This window comes from Reinekea sp. G2M2-21 (genome assembly GCF_015687175.1).
Taxonomy (GTDB): Bacteria; Pseudomonadota; Gammaproteobacteria; order Pseudomonadales; family Natronospirillaceae; genus Reinekea.
This window is the reverse complement of record NZ_JADPQG010000001.1, coordinates 145,340-163,885: the sequence shown is the minus strand read 5'-3', so window position 1 is coordinate 163,885 and position 18,546 is coordinate 145,340. Positions and strand designations below refer to the sequence as shown.

Below are 18,546 nucleotides of genomic sequence, written 5' to 3'. Positions count from 1 at the left end.
AGTCACCACTCGGTGACAAAGGAGAATATATGACAACGATTAACGTTAACAGACGACAATTTCTGAGCACTGGGCTGAAAGCATCAGCCGGTATCGCCCTCGCCGTCAGCGGTGGTGTGGTATACAAAGCATTGCGCGAAGATATTTTCTCGCCGATTGATGGTCCCGCCTTCCAGCCTTGGCTGGACTTCAAGCACCCGCAACCTGGTGTTATTGGCATGGTACAGGCGGCAATTCTGGCGGCCAATCCACACAACACCCAACCGTGGCGCTTCGCTATTCAACCGGATCAAGTCGTTGTTTACGCTGACCTCGAACGGAACCTGGGCAGCTTCGATCCCTTCCGTCGAGAGATGACGCTTGGTTTAGGTTGCGCCATTGAAAACCTGTGTCTCGCCGCGCATCAGCAGGGTATGTCCGCCGACGTGCAATACCAAACCGGAACCCTAGCAAAGCTGCCGACGCTGAGGGGCACACTGGTCATGGCGACCATCCATTTTAAAGCGCACGATACGCTAGTTGACCCACTTTATGACGCTATTGGGCGCCGTCACACCAACCGATTCCCCTATACCGCAACACCAATACCGGCTGAGTTCCAAACACTACTGGAACAGGAGGCCAGTGCGCACAATGTCCGGCTTGATCTCATCGGGCAGGGCGACCAGCGCAGAGAGTTTGATAGGCTGATGATCGACAGCACGCAGTGGATCATCAACGACCCTGAGATGATCCACGACAGCCACCGATGGTTTCGTAACCGGAAGAACGAGGTGAATGAACACCGGGACGGCCCCTTTATGGACGGCGTGGGATTACCGAAAAGCATTGCCGCCATCGCGAAGATGCTGCCGCCAACGGACGCCGAAAAAGCTCATGAATTGTGGTTATCTGCGACCCGCGATAAACACTTACCGAATGCGCCGTTAGTCGGTGTTATTTCACTCAAAGACCGCTTCGACATAAAAACTACCCTGATCGCCGGACGGTGCTGGCAGCGGTTTCATCTACAGGCGACTCAGGTCGGTGTAGCCTGCCAGCCCATGAATCAACCCATTGAATGGAGTGATCGTCTTGCGCAACTGGACCGACCCAACATTGCAGAGCAACGTCTGCAAGCTTTGCTTGGCACCCGCGATTGGCAAGCCACCTTTAGTTTTCGTATGGGTTACGCCACTGCGCCAGCCGTGCCCAGTCCGCGACGTGCGCTCCGCGACCGGCTTATTTGACGATCCGCTAGACTGGAAGATTCATCAAAAGTGGCTGCTGCGAGATACTGCGCTATTTCGAGCGATGTGGTGAAATTTCCGGGCTAAGAACCGCACTCGACAACAGACAAATACAATCACCATAATAGTTGTCGGCGTAATTGCAGACAGGTTGATTGGATTTGGCTTTGACGATGCGCAAGGCTTTTAACAGAATCATCTTGTTCTCCTCGTAAAATGTTCGGCCCCAGGAAGGGGCTCGAACGTCATTATGGTCTGTCTGTCGACGGTGAACATCGGAAAATAACGAATGATAAAGTTCACAAAAGCGAACGTCGCCCGTGGCGAGAAACACATCCAGCAAGCCAGCCACGTCTGGCAAACACAACAATGGGTTAGAGCGCGAAACCACCGTCTATCTCGATGGCAGCAGAACGCATGCCCAACGAAGAATCATTCACCAGTAAGGCAATACTGGGGACAATTTCCTCAGGCGTTAACATTCGCCCCAACGGTATTCCGGCTAACGATTCATTCAATTGCGCAATCGCTGCATCGGTCATTCCTGCCTTGCGTTGTATCTCGGTGCGAGTGATGCCGGGCCGGACACTGTTGATGCGCACGCCGGCATCTGAAAGTTCGAGATTCATTACTCGTGCAGCGGCTTCAAAGGCTGCTTTGCTGGCCGAGTAGACTGCGCAACTGGCTGCGGCTTTCACCACCGCAATACTCGACACATAAACAATACTCGAGGGGTTCTTCATCAATGGCATCAGAGCCTGAATGGTTTGCAGAGGTCCAACAAAATTAGTCTTTAGCGTCAGGTCTATATTGTCAGCACTGTCCGAGATGGCGGGTGCCGGATAAAACACGCCGGCATTGAGAACCAATGCGTCCAAGCGGATGTTGTCCTGCTTTAACTGACGCGCCATGTCGGTTATCTGGTTCCCATCTGCGGCGTCACACAACATAGGCTGTGCGCCAACGTCCGCGGCAACAGCATTCAAACGCTGCAAATCACGACCAGTGATATACACCCGGTACCCTTGTTGCACAAAGTAACTGGCACAGGCTGCCCCAATGCCGGAAGTCCCCCCGGTTATCAATATGGTTTTCATCTTAATGTTCCCTCTCACGTTGCATCAATCAATGAAGGGGTAGCATAATCCGGTTACTTATTTCTCAATAGATACCAAAGTTGCACCTTATTGTTTCCATTAAGGAACCAAATACTATGGATAACCTATACACCCTACTCCCGCACATTTACATTTTTCAACGCGTGGCCCACTGCGGCAGCTTTCAGGCCGCCGCGAATGAATTGCTCTTGCCACGTTCATCCGTCAGCAAGAAAGTCGCACAACTGGAGGCAGCGTTAGGGCAACGGCTGATACAGCGCAGTACCCGGCAATTGCGCTTAACCGACGACGGTGCGCGGCTGTTAGCCAGCAGTGATGGGTTGCCACAAGTGGTGACCGATGCCCGCGAAGCCAAGTTAGCCGCGTCCAACGAACCTGCTGGTGTGGTGAGAATCAGCAGCTCGACGCTGCTTGGACAGCGCTATGTTTTGCCACTGATCAAACCGCTGCGACGTCGTTATCCAAAGGTTCGTATTGAGCTGAATCTATCCGATGAAGTGGTCGATCTGATTGCGTCCGCCGTAGATCTGGCCATTCGAGTGGGTCACCTCGCCGATTCCAGCATGGTGGCTAAAAAAGTCGGCGAAAAAAGCTGGCAGTGCTTTGCCAGTCCGGAATACCTGACGTCTCACCCAGCACTGACTCACCCTAATGAACTGTCGTCGCATGACTGTCTGATATTTAAAAACTCCGCTTACCGAATGGACACCTGGAGCTTGATGCACGCAACAGGCGAAACAGCTAATATAGCCATCACGCCCTGTTTCGTTGCGGACGATGGCCGCACTCTCGTTGATATGGCCTGCCAGGGCATGGGCATTATTTATGTGGATGCTTTGTTGATCGAGCCGGAATTGTCTTCAGGCAAACTGATCCCGGTGCTGCCCGATTGGCAGGACCCGAGCCGATCGCCCATCAATCTGCTCAGCTTGGGGCACCACACTCGTAGCAAGGCGGTTGATGCCGTTTGGGATTATCTCGGGAGTGAATTACAGAGCAAGCTCATGGCGTCTCACGCTCGTGAAACATGAATCCATTACGAACAGCACGTCGCTTAAAAGGAATAGCAACGAAAGGAACGTTAAAGCCAATACGGTACGAAAAAAGTGTCTCGTCGTTTAAAGACAGGTCCGGAAGCATGACCGAACCTGTCTTCGTATTGACCTCAACTGATCGATGAAACAAAGGCATTCAGATTGATGCGTTGAGTGCCTACAAGCGGCTTACGGTTCAAGATAAAAACGTTGGTTGTCGTTACCGTGACATCCCCACTGATACACCTTACTGCCGTTACTGCCGTTTTGCACATCCAAACAGATGCCACTGTGCTTAAAGCCAAATTGATACACGTTCGCGAACAGATTGTTAGGCCATACTTTCTGGTTGTCGCTGCCGGCACAATCCCATTGCTGCGCAATCGCACCTTGCTCGTAAGACACACCGCGGATATCCAAACACTTTCCGCTGTGCACGTTCTGCAGAGACCAATAACCGGCACCCGCATCTAGAATACGCCAGCGTTGATTTGCACCTCCGTGACAATCCCACTGGATAACAGCGGCACCGTTCGCGGAAGACCAACCGCCCACGTCCAGGCAACGGTTACTGTGCAAGGCTTTCAGCTTATAGGTCACCTCACGCTGCGCTTCTGGGAAGAAATCCGAAATTTCTTGTCTCACATTATTTAATGCTAACGTTGCGTCCGCTTCCTGGGTCTGTCCCGCAGGCACACCGCATGGTACACCGCGACAGTTTGTGCGAGGGTTCGAAAATGTGGGTGCCCAGGTCGTCCCAAATGCTTGCGGGTAGGCCATGGTTGATGCGAACACACTGTCAACACCATGCCCTAAAGCATAACCCCAGCGAGTGCCCCCCGTATTCCCCTGGCGACGAGAATGGTTCAGCCCCATGTTGTGACCAAGTTCGTGCGCGACAACCTGTGCGCCACAGTCTGGTCCCACCACATTGAAGGCCCAGTTTTTATCAACAGCCACATACCCTAGACCGCAGTTTCCTGGCGTTAAATGTGTGACAAAGTCTGCACCAACCTCACTTCTTTTTTGCGCTACGGTGCCATTCACCCGCAGGTTAGGCAGGATTTCTCCAAAGCCATTGCCCGGTATATTGATATACATGGTACCGGCCAACCGCATTTGAATGTCGACCTGACTGGTGCGGTAAATGTCGTTCATCTGCGACACCCAATTGCGCATAGCCGCGTCCACCTCACCGTTAAAATGTTGCCGGCTCGGCTCATCATAAGTCACCAGCAAATCAACCGTGACTGCACCGGCGCCACTGATCATCGACACACCCAGCGCGCCGATCATCGTTAACCGCCTCGCTATTTTTTGGAACTGTGTACTCTTCATTTTTTGTCCTTTTTTATATTTAAGAATCACTGGCAACAAAATGACTCGTCTTTGGTTGCCAAGACCAAAAGACGGACAACAAGTATTATTCCTAAGAATCTGTATGTTCTGCGTGGGGCAAGTTCATGTCCGGCGTGACTTCAATGGGTTCATCACCACCAACAAACAGAGTGGCACTGTCAACGATCCAACCGTATTCCCCATCTGCCTGCAAACTATAAAGCGCCTGTGGCGTAGCGATACCAGCCACAATAAGGCGATTACCACGGGTAATGCTGAAGGTATTGGGTGGATCAATTCCTTGTAATGTTCCACTCCAGGTCACACTACGGCCATCGTCTTCACTTCGAACTTCTTCGACAGTCGCAAGATAGGTTTGATTGGCTTGCGCAATCGCGATTTCAAACCGATCACCTTGCACAAGCGATTCAATTTTTAACGGATCGATCTGAATAAACTCGCGACCATCAAGTTGCTGCTCAACCGAAAGATTTAAACCGTCTGGAATTGAATGGACCGCTTTCCAGGCCGTATCCGACTGACTGGCCTGCCAAATTTTTACAGCGTCGTAAACTTGACCGTGACGACGCGCAACGACCGTGGATACCCGGTCACCCACGGTCGGGTAATTTTCATTGCGATCCTCCAACTGTAAAACCTCGTCGATGGTTTCTTCTTTTTGCTCGGCCACTGGCGTTCCTGCCTCCACACTCGAAACAGTTTTCTGTGGTTGAATCGCCACAGAAAGAGGTAAAACGTCAACCCGATTTAGCTCAGAAACAGTAACCGCTTCATCGACAACCACCGGTAAAAAAATGTCTTTTTTGTGACTGGCCAAATACAACACCAAAGACACAGACAGTAAAAAAATGACAACCGTTATCGATATAGTTTTCCCAGCAGACGGCATGAATAGCTCCAACAAGTTTTTATTATTAAGGTTGGACAACGTCGATCACTCTGGTCACTTCCGTTACCAATTCACCCGGCAACAGCATTGCCATGAAAACTAACGTGTCCGTCACAAATATTTTTTTCCTGAGGAGCATACAGATAAATAGGGTGAAATATTTGAAGCAATGCACAAAAAATGAAAACGCTTACACGCCCTTTGCTGATTTTTGCGTTGCGCAAAAATAAAAAATCGCATAGGTATTTATTCTTAATACCTATGCAACGAAATAGCGACCTTTTTTAAAGTCACCTGAACTTCCATCTCTTTTTTTCTAAACAGATACGCCATTAGGAAGCTGAATAATTTCAATTTTCGAAAAAAAACGAACCAATATTGGCCTTATAAAATAAATCCAATATCAACATTATAAGAATGTTCTATCGCTGCGTGACAACGACAGTGTCAATCGCACCAAAACCTTTATGCACGCCACACTCTAAAGCTGACGCTGATTTTGTCCGCAACAGATAGCCTCCGTAAGAGTGATTAGCACCCACCGTAAACACCCCCAGTTCTGACACCGCATCACCTATTGTGCGTTGCTCTTTTCCGCGAAGCAGCGTGACCGGTTCGGCACGCAGGCGTGGCCGAATACGTTGCATCAAGAGTGGGTCGCTCAACAACGAAAACTGCGCAGGCGTCGGCAATGAATCGAACACATTACCACCACCTTCGCCTGAGCTTTTTAATAGCCAATGACCTGAATTCAGATCCTCAGCTAAGGTAGCAGGGTCCACGTCCTGATACGCCGTTGACAGTGCCAGCCGCGCAAAAATAGCCTGCTGATCCGACAAACCGAACTGCACCGTCATTTCGTTAGCGGACAAGGAAGATAGATAGCGCTGCACACCTTTGTGACTGGCCAACTGACCGGAGATTCCAGGGCACACGCGGACATCCAAAGTATCTAGCTCAGCGCGCAAATCCAACCACCGCTCAACTTGACCTGACTCGTCTCGGTAATCGTCCAGATTGTAGCCGGTCCGAAAATACAGTAGATCAATCAACCCAATATCGCGTAACCATAATTGAGATGTATCCATACGCTCGCGCTGTAACTGAGCAAATGTCCGGAAGAATACGCGGGCGCCCTGTTCACGAACCGCCGCAGCAAGCAGGTGTTGATCGATCACGTTGTCTTCTTGTTCCGCCACCACGAACACGATAGCCGGAGAACTGTTCTCAGCCCGTTCACAGGCAGCCCGATAAAGCGCTTCCGCTTGCAGAAACGATGCGTCATTGGGTACGAAGTTATGGTGAAACTCCGTCGAAAGACTCGACGCAAGACGCTCACTGAACGGCCCCATGCCAGCAGCAATACTGTTGGTTTCAATCAGGCGCCAATTCGAGTGATGATCCAACATCAAGTCGTGACGCATGATCAATACTTCATTTTCCAGCCTCGGATATTCCGGCAGCCGAGCCAACAGTTGTGAAGCCAACGAAGACGGAGCACGGTTTTGCAACACCCGTCGCAACACGTCGGAGTCGCGACTGACGGCCGCAAACAATGTTGCTAATGCGCGCGCAGTGATATTAGCCACTCGCCATTGCAACGCGCTCACTTCGTAAGGTGTATTGCTTGTCCATACCGGTTCGAAACCGTTAGCCGTCACCAAACCGAGGTCTGGCATTGGTGAAAGATTCTGCTCTGGCAACTGCGCCATGTTTGAATGATTGGCGGTCATAGCAGCCCGCTCCATTTCAGTAGGTTCACAGCGTATCCAGTCATACTCGCGGTCAGAAAAACCAAAGTTATAAAGGCGATCAACAACGGGGCATGAAACATACGTTTCATCAAAATCATCTCAGGAAGACTGGCACCCGCACCGCCTATCGCCAACGACATGACCGACCCCAGACTCATACCTTTAGCGACCAGCGACGCTGCTATGGGAATCATGGTTGAAGCACGTACATACAGCAGCACGCCAAACAAGCCTGCTACGGGCACAAGCCACCACGCTTCAGGATTCGTCAACCCAGCGAAAAAGGATTCCGGAACAAAACCGTGAACAACCGCACCAATACCGACACCCAACATCATGTATGGGGCAAATGCCCAAAACTGCTTAACCGCATGAACGCTCACCTGCTTCCAGGGTAAACCCTGATTGTCGTACTCGTGGACAATGCCGTTGTGTGACATTTGATACAGATCTGCGCGGACAAACCGCTCAAAACCAAGTTTTTCAAGCAACAGGCCGCTGCAAATCGCCGCAGTCAGAACAAAACTGGTATAGAGCAGGAAGACCGGAAGCCCCAATACGGTGATCATCAACACAACGATAAACGGGTTCAACAATGGTGACGTAAACAGAAAGGCCATCACCGGCCCAAATGGCGCTCTGGACTGTAACAAGCCCGCCGTCATCGGAATGGACGAACAACTGCAAAAGGGCGTCACCGCCCCTAACAACACGGCCGCGGCATACCCACGCTGCCCCGCCAATACGGCTTTCACCCGCGCTCTGGGGAATTTGTACTGCAACACGCCTATAAGTGCACTGACAAGAACAAAAAGAATGGCAAGTTCCGTAAAGGTAAACACAAAAAATTCAATAGCGTCATACGCTGGTTGAGACAAAGACATATTCATAGCTAATTTCCACATTTCCAGTTTTATAGAAATATATTATTTCGATAATTATCGAATTGTCAAAACATTTCTAGAAATATAGAATTACGTACCCCCTACCGGCAGACACCTTATGACAATTGAAGACATGGCCGCGCGCATTTCCGAACTGGGCCATCCAACACGGTTACAGATCCTGAAACATCTGGTTAAAGCGGGCCGCACTGGCACTCCGGTCGGCGATATTCAGACCGCCCTGGACATTCCCGGCTCGACATTATCACACCACATAGCCCGCATGATGAAAGTCGGCTTGATACGCCAAGAACGGGAAAGTCGTACGCTATTTTGTTTTACAAACTACGAAGCCCTCAACGAGGTGGTGAACTACCTGATGGATGAGTGTTGCGTGAATGACAATGCAGTGCCCTGTGATGACTGCTGAAAATCAGGCGTATTCGTTCAAGGTGAATTTCTGATGTTTCCAGGCTTCCACCGCCAACCCATCACACTTTCACACCCATTTTTGCTCGACTTGAGCCTCAATAGGCACACTCGAAGAAACTGTGTTCTAGTCGCGGTTAATTTCTCGCTCGAACATTTCAGCACGGACCTGTTCCATTACTTCAGCATCGACTTTCCGATCCAGATGAATCGGGCCGTTCCAAAACGCCAAGCCGAATTTCTGGCCGGTCGTTTATCGGCCAAACTGGCCTTGCAACAGTTGGAACCCAGAACATTCGACACGGTGACCATCGGAACCGGCGAACACCGACAACCGTTGTGGCCGGATCAGATCAAAGGCTCTATCACGCACACAAAGCACCGGGCAATGTGCTTAGTCACAAACGATGCGCAAGTCGACGTTATCGGTATCGACACCGAACACGAACACAGTGCAGAAACGGTTACGCAGATTGGAGCGCAGATTTTTAGTGAAGAGGAATTTTACAAGCTTCGCGCGTTAGGCTTTTCAAACACACAAAGCAGCACCCTATTGTTTTCGGGCAAAGAAAGTATATTCAAAGCACTCTACCCGCAGGTAGGCGAATACTTCGGTTTTGAATGTGCGCGTTTCATTTCTGGAGACCGGCAAGCACAAACGCTGACGTTTGAGTTGCTGGGTAGTTTCTCCAAGAGACACGGCTTACCAGATCTGATCAACATACAGTACGTCATTTACGACAACTCGATCACGACGTTAATCCTTTAAAAACTTATTTTTATATCGACGCCTCAGTCAGCCGATTCATTTTGAAGTAGCCTACCCATCGAATATCGTGGATAAACCAAAAAATTATTTGAGCATTAGGGCAGTACTTAAAACAAAAAAGGCCGCAAACGCAGCCTGAGTATTTTTCACTTAACGTGGAATCAGAACGATACGTTGTAATCCACAAAGACACCGTAGCCGGTAATGTTCGCTTCGTTCGTATCACGGCCAAACACGGTGCGCAATGACAAACCTTTCAGAAAGCTTTCATCGCTAAAAGTGTACTTCGCGTCCACGAGTGTTTCTGTGAATTCGGCATCACCTGCAAGGAAGTACGGTAAATCACCCGTCGCCAGAACGTCATCTTTATTCACAGAACTCACAAAGTGTGCCGCACTGACGGACAAGCCATTCAGGCCGACCATCTCGCCATCAAACTGCACGACATACGAAATTGTTGACTGACCCACACGATCAAAGTCATTGATCAACGCGTTGTCAATCAGATTAGCGACGTCCGCACCACCATCTTCATTGGCTTTGTTATACGATGCGGCCAGCGTCAATCCGTCGAGCTTTGCAGCAAGCATGATTTCGTATTGGGCGGCGTTAAAATCGCTATCGGCGTCCAGTTTTCTTGTTGCGTAATCGACTTGCGCGATCAACAGGTAATCCATTTTGTGTTCATCGGATATCGGTAAACCCAACATGGCCATTGGGAGGCCGGAAACAGCGCTGTAGGAATCGGTATGTTCTACATCCTTCACATAACTGCGTTCCGCGGTCGCTTTTCCGAAGTCTGACTGGTACTTCAGTTCAATGGATTCACTCGGAGTATCGTATTCCACCAGTTCACTTTCTGTATTCCCGGCAGATGCTGTAACGGCTTCGTATGTTAACGTAAAGTCTTTAAACTGCGCACTGGCACCGTAACCCATGTCAGTGGAGTCCATCAGGTAATCCGTTTCGTCCGCTTCACTGTAACGACCGTAATTGGCTTTCAATTCCACGTCACCAATGTTGTATTTTGCCTTTATGCGCGCAGTCGCAATACGGGAATAGGTTTCGTCATCTTTGTCGGCGATGATTAACATAGAAGAATCATCGTCCTTAAAATGCTGAACGGCCCCCTGCAAACCCAGATCGAAACCGATCACGTCGTACAAATACCCGGACTCGATCTGCAACCACAAGGCAGAACCGGCCTGATTTAAAGTCCCCTCAGAATTGGCACCATTGACAACAGTTGGGCCAACCGCCGCCGTTAAGAATTGATTCATACCAGCCAGAGTGGTGGGATCAGCCAATGCGGCTTGTACGGTCGCCGGATCGGCACCTGCCAATGCATCCAAACCGGTTCCGGTTGACCCTAAAGCAGCGTTAGCGCCCGTTCCGAATAATACCGTAGTCGCGGTCGCGGCATCATAACCTGAGGCATCGTATGCAACGTCGTTTGCATCAAGCTTAATGAGTGCCGAACGAGCTTTAACGTTCACTGTGGTATCGGCTAAGAACTGATCAAAGGCATCATTGGCCAAGGCCATGTTGGCCGTCGCAAGTGCAATGACAAGGCTGAGTTGCTTTTTCAAAATAAATCTCCAGAAATGTGCTTGCCGTTTTTCCGAGACAACAGAAACCATAGCGACATGCCGAGGCAAATCGAATAAAGGTTTGTTCCGTGTTTAACAACAGTGATCACAGCGCCAGTTGATAACTCTCAACAAAATGGGATGCCGCAATAGTTGATCGGTAACAGCGTTAATTGTTTTTGTTTTTCGCATTCAAGTCAGTCGCATGAGCTGTTAGCGACCTCCTGTTCAATGACTATAAGGTGTTGAAAACGATTTCGGAAGCAACGGGGTCGCTTTGTGAATAGAGGTTAAGAATCGCTGATCAAAAGCGATTATAAGAAACCATTTAATACTTTTAGTGACGAAATCAACGACTGAAAGGTAGATAGAGGCGACAGTGCGAGTCGAAACCCGTGTTTAAAAGACTGTCATCAACCAATGAGAGATCAGAGATTCATTTGTTCAATGAATAACGACTATTCGCGATATGAGTTGTGCGGCTCAATGCGCAGCGAACAACGTCTTCACTGAATGGACCTGTTCGACAGAATCCCATTCTTGCGCCCCGCGAACCTTACGTAAAATAATCCCGTTCTTATCCACGAAAACCGTCAGCGGTATTGTATTCGCGCCGAGCATCGTTTCTAACTCTAATTGGTAATCAATGTAATGCTGAAAGCTGGTGTCAGTTTTGTTAAGAAAGCCAAAGGCGCGCTCAGGGTAATCATCAATGGAAATACCGATCATCTGAACGTTTCCCTTAAAATGCTGATACAGGTTTTCCAGCGAGGCCATTTCTTTAAGACAGGGAGAACAATAACTCGCCCAAACATTAATAATAAGCGGTTTCCCCTGAAAGTTCGAAAACATTCCCGGGCTTGTCGTGAGCCCTCGCATGTAGATATCGGTCAGCTGACCGCCAACAGGAATTTCGGACAGTGATTGAGCACCGACCGCACTGGTTAGGATCAAACCAAGCAAGAGACTGACGACGTTCTTCATAACCCGACCAACACTCACGAATGTACAGACGCAACCTTACTCATAAGTTCCGTCCAGATCTATGTTTAAAACCTCAAAATTAACTGAATATTGATGTCGCTCCGGCTCGGGCCACATTACAACTCATCCCACAATACTGCCTGCTTAGTGAACAACCTCCAGCTTACACCACAATTCCAACGACAATTTTTTGCACAATGATTCCGCCTGTGTTGGCAAGCGCACAGACCGCAGATTAAAACCTCCTCATACTGATGTTAATCCATCGTCACGATTAGGCTGTTCTGCGGTGATTCTGCCCTAACAGGAAGGAGACATATCATGAGTGAACGTCAACATTATGTGGATGAAATGAAATTGAAGCTTGAACAGTTCAATAATGACATTGAAGCCCTTGAGATTAAGGCTAAAAGGGCGGATTTAAAAGCCAACGATGACTATCACCAAAAGATTTCTGCCTTAAAGCAGCAACGCGATAAAGTTAAACTGACGTTGGACGAGCTCGTCAACTCTGCCGACAATCGATGGAACGACGTAAAAGCGGGTTTTGAAACAACATGGGATCATCTGACACATTCCATAAACTCGTTGAAAAAGAAATTCTCTGACAAAATTCATTCCTGAACCGTCAGTTCCGGGGTTTCACTTGGACATTTAATGGGAAACTACCGCTGAAACGCTTTTCTCGACCACATGGCATTCCTGCTATCGCAGGATCTTGAATAGATTAGACACGTGCGGGGTATTTGGACCCTTGACGCCAAACAGTGCCTACAAACTAGTACGACAATGTAGCCTCGCCTTTGATGTATTGGTCAAACGGGCGAGGCTACTTCTGCGTCACAAAGCGGACTTAATAACGCTATCCGGTATTTATACTGAGGGGTTTACTTCCAACTTGCTTTCATATTCAGCCCATTGAAGCTTCTATATGCTTGAATTCCAATGTACCACCTTTGGCTCTCAGGGTTCTGGTAATGGCAGCTCTCATTACTGCTCATCGCGTATGGGCGGCAATCAAAAGTGTACCTATTGGGGTAACCTGTTTTGGAAACATACAAATCCGCATCTCCGGAATTCGCTGTGATTTCGATATCGAGTGTGCTCATGCCTTCCGGTACATCGATCCAGTAATATAGCCAGCCACCTGAACTTAGCGACAAGTTAGATTTGGAATATTCGCCACCTAACTTTTCAAATCGTGTTTTTAAATCCAATCCTTCAAACGCAGTCTGCCCACTCAGCATAATGAACCATTCACCCTGGTTAGGGTTGTCAACTCGACACTGTTCACGAGTACCAACCGCTGCAGACTCACAACGGAACTTTTCCCTCGTTGGCAATTGTCCGTACTCCACATACAAATCTGCATTGCCATACCCGTTAGATGACTCAATATAGAGCGCCGCAATACCTTCAGGAATATCAATTTTATAGTAGTACTTTGCTCCTTCAGGCCCACTGATACCTGTACGGACCTGTTCGTTCTCCATAGGCCAAATGATCGGATCTGTTGGATCTGTTGGATCTGTTGGATCTGTTGGATCTGTTGGATCTGTTGGATCTGTTGGATCTGTTGGATCTGTTGGATCTGTTGGATCTGTTGGATCTGTTGGATCTGTTGGATCTGTTGGATCTGTCGGGCCATTGTCTATCACACCGGGATTATGCATGAGGCTCCATGCACAGTAACGTTGGCTGTCAGTTTCAAACCAGAAGTAGTTACAATCACTATCATAGCTATCCCTACCTGTATGGACCTTATAGCCCGAAAGAACAACATCATTTAGATGATAGTATTGACCATCTTTTTTAAGTGAGAAATGGACATGCGGTCCCGTTGAATGGCCACCGTTGCAAAGAGCCTGTTGTTTGTCACTTGCATAGTTCGCGACGGCATCATTTCGGTCAACATAGCTGTTATTCTCAACTCGGATGTTTGAAAGATGGTAGTACATTGTCGACCATCCACCTTCGTGAATAATCTCCAAATTACATGAGGAATGAACTTTAGCTATGCCAGGTGCAACGGAAGATACCAATAAATGAGTGAGATCCTGACCCCAGGCGCCTCCGTTGCTAAAGTCAAGGGAGGATTGAGGATAGGCTCCACTACCTGTATATGAATGGCTACCACCAGAACGCCAATAATCATCTATGGGAAATGGCAGTTGAAAATAGTTGGTTGCATCAACACTTGTCGATAAGAGGCTTTGCTGCCTAACTGACGGCATGGCAGCCCGCTCTACGTTTTGCTCTTGGACAAATAAATCGTAATATATTTCGACCAACCCAGTTGCTAGATCTTCAACGTCTGATGTTTGAGTTGACCTCGACGCCTGACTACCTAACAGCTTTCTTAGCGCCGAATCCGCGCTGTTATTCGCTGAAGAACTATCATCAGAGGCAACCAATGTCGATTGATCCATATAGAACGAATCCGAAAGTAGCTGACTTACCTGCTCTAGTTGCGCGGAGAACGTATTCTGATCAGAGAGATCGCCAAACGGCTTCTGCAACTCTTCTCTGGTCGGACTGACACGGCTAATCAGTTTCGATTGTTGCTCAATTAACGCAATTAACACTTTCGGGCTAATAGAGGAATAGCCTGCATGGTGAGAAATGACATCAGCATAAGGTAACAGATGAGGAGCATTTTTGGAGAGATAGACTTCGATGTCGAAATTCAACATCTCGTCATATCCGTAAATCAGTTCATTGTTTCCGAATTTCTTTACTTCCATTAACTGACCAGCAGAGTCGCCTATCAGTTCATTGGTGTCTTCCTGAGAAGAAGACTCGTCTCCGTGATTTAGAGATTGTTCAAGATTACAGGAAAACAAAACACTTCCCGCAAGCAAATAGGCAGAGGCTAGTGGTACATTACGCATGGTGATCCTTCATTGGCTTTTAGTAGAATTGGCAAACTCGAACAACATTCGAGGGATGGAGAGTGTACGGACATCGCCCAGAGTATTCCGGATGTAATTCACATTTCTTAACCATTCATTCATGTTTTTAAAACCCCTTAAGCACCCTCTGAAGAAACCATCAGATTTAGGTAGAAACCTCACGCCAGCATTCAACAAAAAACACATTGTCAAATGGCAAGAGTTGATCTGCAAAATGAAAGTCGGAGTGAGGATTGTCCTGCAGAGCATCGCGATCTCTAACCAAAACAATTAACAGTAGTCAGCCAGGGAAATGAAAGACTCGGTAAACGAATTTAAGTTTCAAATGTTTGTATCTGTTGAGGTCGGTAGAAGTTACTCAGAGATAATTCAAGCCACAAAAGAAGCATCCAGTTCCAATAAAACTCTCGAAATAAGACTATGCGACAACAGCCTATAAACAGCGCTTATATCGAGAATCACCATTAAGGGGACCTCTAGAAAGTCCATCATACTCTCGGCTTAAGAACGAGGTTAGGGCTAGGCGAAAATTTGAAAACCTAGCAGACTAAGTTAAGAATTTTCAACAAAGCCATAAGTTCGTTCTTAAGTTCCCGTAGGGCGCGGGCTAGCAACGCACAAAACTTCGTTAAACACTTTGAAAGGGCCCGTCATTCCCTTCAGTGTTTGCCTCGTATTGCACGTTGTTAGCACACGCGCAGAGATCGACGGACTTTTAGAGGTGCCCTAAACCTATAGACAAATTCATTTTGAAGCGGACAGACGACAGGGAACTTTTATTGAACTGACCACCCGTCTCGTAAAACGCAAATAGTGGCTAAGACTCAGATCACAAAATGAAGGAATACCGAAGAAGCAAGCTACAACCTTTACGACAGCTCAATAGGAGACAGCAGCTACCTTTGCTCAAATCTAAAGGTAAGGCAGTAAAACCTACGATGCGATAAAACTCTCCATTTCTCAAGTGAATTCTTTAATCTTTTCTTCTTTGTTTTCGCCTGGAAGCTTTCAACAAAAGAATTGTCATAAATTATATAAAGACAAAATTACGGTGCCAGCAACCTGTCTCGCAATCACATCAACCAACATTGAGAACCATATTATGCTTGCGCCAAGTATAATGCCCTACTCAATTTGGCAATCAAGAAACACGAAAAGCTAAAGTGTTTTTCTTCGAGAATGCTAAAGGTAAGCCTTAGTAGCTATTAATAGGATAACCCATCAACTGAACTCTCCCTTGGTGATACAGGCTTTCTCGCGACGCCATTTCCTACAGAGCCTATTAACAACTGCAGACTGAGCCTATTAACGTAGTTCAGAACTCCCTAAAGGATTTTGGAGCTAACATTAACCCAAGCAGTTCATGAATACCCTGCAATGGCGTTCCATTGCCCTGTTTGAATCCTCTACACGAGAATCGTTTAAAAATGGCCTTAGGCTGAATGAAAAGGTCAGTCGATGAATATGTCTATCCCTAAAAACGGATTTCTGATGCGTATCCAAAAACAATTTATCTTCCGTATTGGGGGCAAAGGGGATGTAGTATTCGTGATCGTATTTACTCATTGGCCTGCCTGTCTGCAACATTACTGTCGTTGCATCCCCTCTTTAAAGTCGGCGACCTTAATGAAGTCAATACCCGTATAGCCAATTTCTCGTACGAAATCGACGATTCTTTGGTGGCAATACAAGTGAGGATTATCCACTTTGGCGATTTTAAACATGAGTCGTTGATCTTCCGGTATTTCGGAGAGCACCGCTTCAGACAACGATGGTTTTTTCACGCGATAGTCGTCCCCTTCTTCCCACAGCGTATATTTCACGGTGCTGTTTTCCAGGTCGATACAATCCAAACCTTCGTAGAAGTTCACCAACCAGAGGTCTTCGTGCCAGTTGTCGTCATCGTCGATGTACACCGCCGGGAACAACTGCAAACCGGGGATGTCAAAATAGCGCAAAAACTCCATGAACGGTTTTGGGATAACCATCACACCTAAACGAAGAAAGACATCGGGTATTGGAGTACGAGTGCCTGCCTCAACGTCTTCCTCTTTATAATTATTAATGTAAACCATGGGGCCTTCTGCAAGGTTCAGTTTAGAAAAGTGATAATATCTATCATGAGATTTTTGAGTTAAGCCTAAAAACAATTTCTCCTCGGTATTGGGTGAAAAAGGAATGTAGTATTCGTGATCGTATTTGCTCATTGGCCTGCCTGTCTGCAATATTACTGTCGTTGCATTCCTTCTTCAAAGTCGGCGACCTTAATGAAGTCGATACCTGTATAGCCAATTTCCCGAACAAAATCGACCACGCGTTGGTGGCAATACAAATGTGGGTTGTCCACTTTGGCGATTTTAAACATAAGCCGTTGATCCTCCGGTATTTCGGAGAGCACCGCTTCAGACAACGACGGCTTATCTACTATGTAATCATCACCCATTGACCATACATCTGGGTCATAGTCAATTTCACTATTTTTTACATCGATGCAATCCAAGCCTTCATAAAAGTTCACCAGCCAGAGATCTTCGTGCCAGATGTCGTCATCGTCGATATACACCGCCGGGAACAATTGCAAACCGGGGATGTCAAAATAGCGCAAAAACTCCATGAACGGTTTTGGGATAACCATCACACCTAAACGAAGAAAGACATCGGGTATTGGAGTACGAGTGCCTGCCTCAACGTCTTCCTCTTTATAATTATTAATGTAAACCATGGGGCCTTCTGCAAGGTTCAGCTTCGAAAAGTGATAGTCCCGGTCATGTGATTTTTGATTTAAGCCTAAAAATAACTTTTCCTCGGTATTGGGAGCAAAAGGAATATAGTATTCGTAATCGTACTTGCTCATTGGCCTGCCTTGAGTTTGTAGTGTTGCTTAGAAAGGGTGATGGGTAGGTTTTTCGCGTTCATGACTACCCTACCCGGTTTAAACTGATGGTCCCGGTTTAAATGACAATGGTGGTCCGACAACCGATGCTGACCCACGGTTTTGGCGTTACCGCAACCTTTAGGGTTATCCAGTTCAAACGTCTCTGCGATGTCTGATAAACAAACCTGATTTTTAGCTATTTTCTTAACCATCATTGCTGAAATCCCATTCAACGTTCGGGTCAGTGTGTTCAGTGTTTCTTTTGGCGAGGAATCACACTTTTTAATATCCAGTTTTTTCTTTTTCAATGCATCTTCCACAGTTTCATGATAATTCCGACCGTGTATATCCTTTTTCTTGTGATCCCCCCGATGCAATTGCACCCCTAAATGGCACGCGCCTTCCAGTTCATAGGGCAGAAAGATGAGGTTTTCAACCAGGTTAATGTTGTAACCACGGTCTTCAACCAAGCTACCCAAACCGGATTTAGCCATACCTTCCACGGAAATAAGGTGGTGCGCGGCCATTATAATGCCGTTGAAAATCGGGTGGTTTGGGTCATCGGCCACTGCCTCCAATAGAGATTTACGAAACCGCCAATCACGTTTTGTCTTACCTTTCGGTACGGGCACATGCCCTTCGTCATCGCCAATGACATAAGGATGCCCATTGACCATGCCTTCAATATAAATGCTGCTTTTTGTCACTTTCGTCGCTCTCT

General features: G+C 47.5%; 17 protein-coding genes. 5 read left to right on the top strand and 12 right to left on the bottom strand.

Features of this window, described 5'->3' with window-relative positions; translation table 11 throughout:
* The first annotated feature begins 29 nt into the window (after nt 1-29).
* Nucleotides 30-1,229, top strand: coding sequence for a hypothetical protein (locus IYN85_RS00655; protein ID WP_196156934.1), 1,200 nt, complete (start codon nt 30-32; stop codon nt 1,227-1,229).
* Nucleotides 1,230-1,281: 52 nt separating this feature from the next.
* Here IYN85_RS00655 and IYN85_RS00650 read toward each other — a convergent pair whose 3' ends face one another.
* Nucleotides 1,282-1,428 (bottom strand): hypothetical protein, encoded by a 147-nt coding sequence (locus IYN85_RS00650; RefSeq protein ID WP_196156933.1) that lies wholly within the window; start codon nt 1,426-1,428, stop codon nt 1,282-1,284.
* A 175-nt stretch (nt 1,429-1,603) separates the two neighbouring features.
* Complete coding sequence (locus IYN85_RS00645) at nt 1,604-2,326, bottom strand: SDR family NAD(P)-dependent oxidoreductase (RefSeq protein ID WP_230390400.1); 723 nt, start codon at nt 2,324-2,326, stop codon at nt 1,604-1,606.
* A 116-nt stretch (nt 2,327-2,442) separates the two neighbouring features.
* Here IYN85_RS00645 and IYN85_RS00640 point away from each other — a divergent pair, with 116 nt between their 5' ends.
* On the top strand, nt 2,443-3,378 hold the full coding sequence (locus IYN85_RS00640) for a LysR family transcriptional regulator (protein ID WP_196156931.1): 936 nt from the start codon (nt 2,443-2,445) through the stop codon (nt 3,376-3,378).
* A gap of 192 nt (nt 3,379-3,570) precedes the next feature.
* Here IYN85_RS00640 and IYN85_RS00635 read toward each other — a convergent pair whose 3' ends face one another.
* The 4 genes from IYN85_RS00635 to IYN85_RS00620 form a co-directional block, all read right to left on the bottom strand.
* On the bottom strand, nt 3,571-4,719 hold the full coding sequence (locus IYN85_RS00635; protein WP_230390398.1) for an RICIN domain-containing protein: 1,149 nt from the start codon (nt 4,717-4,719) through the stop codon (nt 3,571-3,573).
* A gap of 91 nt (nt 4,720-4,810) precedes the next feature.
* Complete coding sequence (locus IYN85_RS00630; protein WP_196156930.1) at nt 4,811-5,629, bottom strand: hypothetical protein; 819 nt, start codon at nt 5,627-5,629, stop codon at nt 4,811-4,813.
* Nucleotides 5,630-6,051: 422 nt separating this feature from the next.
* On the bottom strand, nt 6,052-7,362 hold the full coding sequence (locus tag IYN85_RS00625; RefSeq protein WP_196156929.1) for a hypothetical protein: 1,311 nt from the start codon (nt 7,360-7,362) through the stop codon (nt 6,052-6,054).
* Nucleotides 7,359-8,273: a permease gene (locus IYN85_RS00620; protein WP_196156928.1), complete on the bottom strand. Its 915-nt coding sequence runs from the start codon at nt 8,271-8,273 to the stop codon at nt 7,359-7,361. Before IYN85_RS00620 ends, IYN85_RS00625 begins: the two co-directional genes overlap by 4 nt.
* A gap of 112 nt (nt 8,274-8,385) precedes the next feature.
* Between IYN85_RS00620 and IYN85_RS00615 the strand changes: the two genes are divergently transcribed.
* Entirely contained in the window at nt 8,386-8,697 is a 312-nt protein-coding gene (locus tag IYN85_RS00615; RefSeq protein ID WP_196156927.1) for a helix-turn-helix transcriptional regulator, read from the top strand.
* Nucleotides 8,698-8,730: 33 nt separating this feature from the next.
* Nucleotides 8,731-9,465, top strand: a complete 735-nt coding sequence (locus tag IYN85_RS00610) for a 4'-phosphopantetheinyl transferase (protein ID WP_196156926.1) — start codon at nt 8,731-8,733, stop codon at nt 9,463-9,465.
* 161 nt (nt 9,466-9,626) lie between these two features.
* On the opposite strand, the gene IYN85_RS00605 is transcribed toward IYN85_RS00610, so the two are convergent.
* Nucleotides 9,627-11,054, bottom strand: coding sequence for a hypothetical protein (locus tag IYN85_RS00605; RefSeq protein WP_196156925.1), 1,428 nt, complete (start codon nt 11,052-11,054; stop codon nt 9,627-9,629).
* 483 nt (nt 11,055-11,537) lie between these two features.
* Nucleotides 11,538-12,038 (bottom strand): TlpA disulfide reductase family protein, encoded by a 501-nt coding sequence (locus IYN85_RS00600; RefSeq protein ID WP_196156924.1) that lies wholly within the window; start codon nt 12,036-12,038, stop codon nt 11,538-11,540.
* Between the two features lie 321 nt (nt 12,039-12,359).
* Between IYN85_RS00600 and IYN85_RS00595 the strand changes: the two genes are divergently transcribed.
* Nucleotides 12,360-12,662 carry a hypothetical protein gene (locus IYN85_RS00595; protein ID WP_196156923.1) on the top strand — a complete coding sequence of 101 codons (303 nt, stop codon included), beginning with the start codon at nt 12,360-12,362 and terminating at the stop codon, nt 12,660-12,662.
* 263 nt (nt 12,663-12,925) lie between these two features.
* Here IYN85_RS00595 and IYN85_RS00590 read toward each other — a convergent pair whose 3' ends face one another.
* The 4 genes from IYN85_RS00590 to IYN85_RS00575 all read right to left on the bottom strand — a co-directional run bounded on the left by IYN85_RS00590 (nt 12,926) and on the right by IYN85_RS00575 (nt 18,532).
* Nucleotides 12,926-14,929 (bottom strand): pre-peptidase C-terminal domain-containing protein, encoded by a 2,004-nt coding sequence (locus tag IYN85_RS00590; RefSeq protein WP_196156922.1) that lies wholly within the window; start codon nt 14,927-14,929, stop codon nt 12,926-12,928.
* A 1,607-nt stretch (nt 14,930-16,536) separates the two neighbouring features.
* Nucleotides 16,537-17,157 carry an imm11 family protein gene (locus IYN85_RS00585; protein ID WP_196156921.1) on the bottom strand — a complete coding sequence of 207 codons (621 nt, stop codon included), beginning with the start codon at nt 17,155-17,157 and terminating at the stop codon, nt 16,537-16,539.
* Between the two features lie 20 nt (nt 17,158-17,177).
* Entirely contained in the window at nt 17,178-17,804 is a 627-nt protein-coding gene (locus IYN85_RS00580) for an imm11 family protein (protein WP_196156920.1), read from the bottom strand.
* Complete coding sequence (locus IYN85_RS00575) at nt 17,801-18,532, bottom strand: AHH domain-containing protein (RefSeq protein WP_196156919.1); 732 nt, start codon at nt 18,530-18,532, stop codon at nt 17,801-17,803. Before IYN85_RS00575 ends, IYN85_RS00580 begins: the two co-directional genes overlap by 4 nt.
* Nucleotides 18,533-18,546 lie beyond the last annotated feature (14 nt).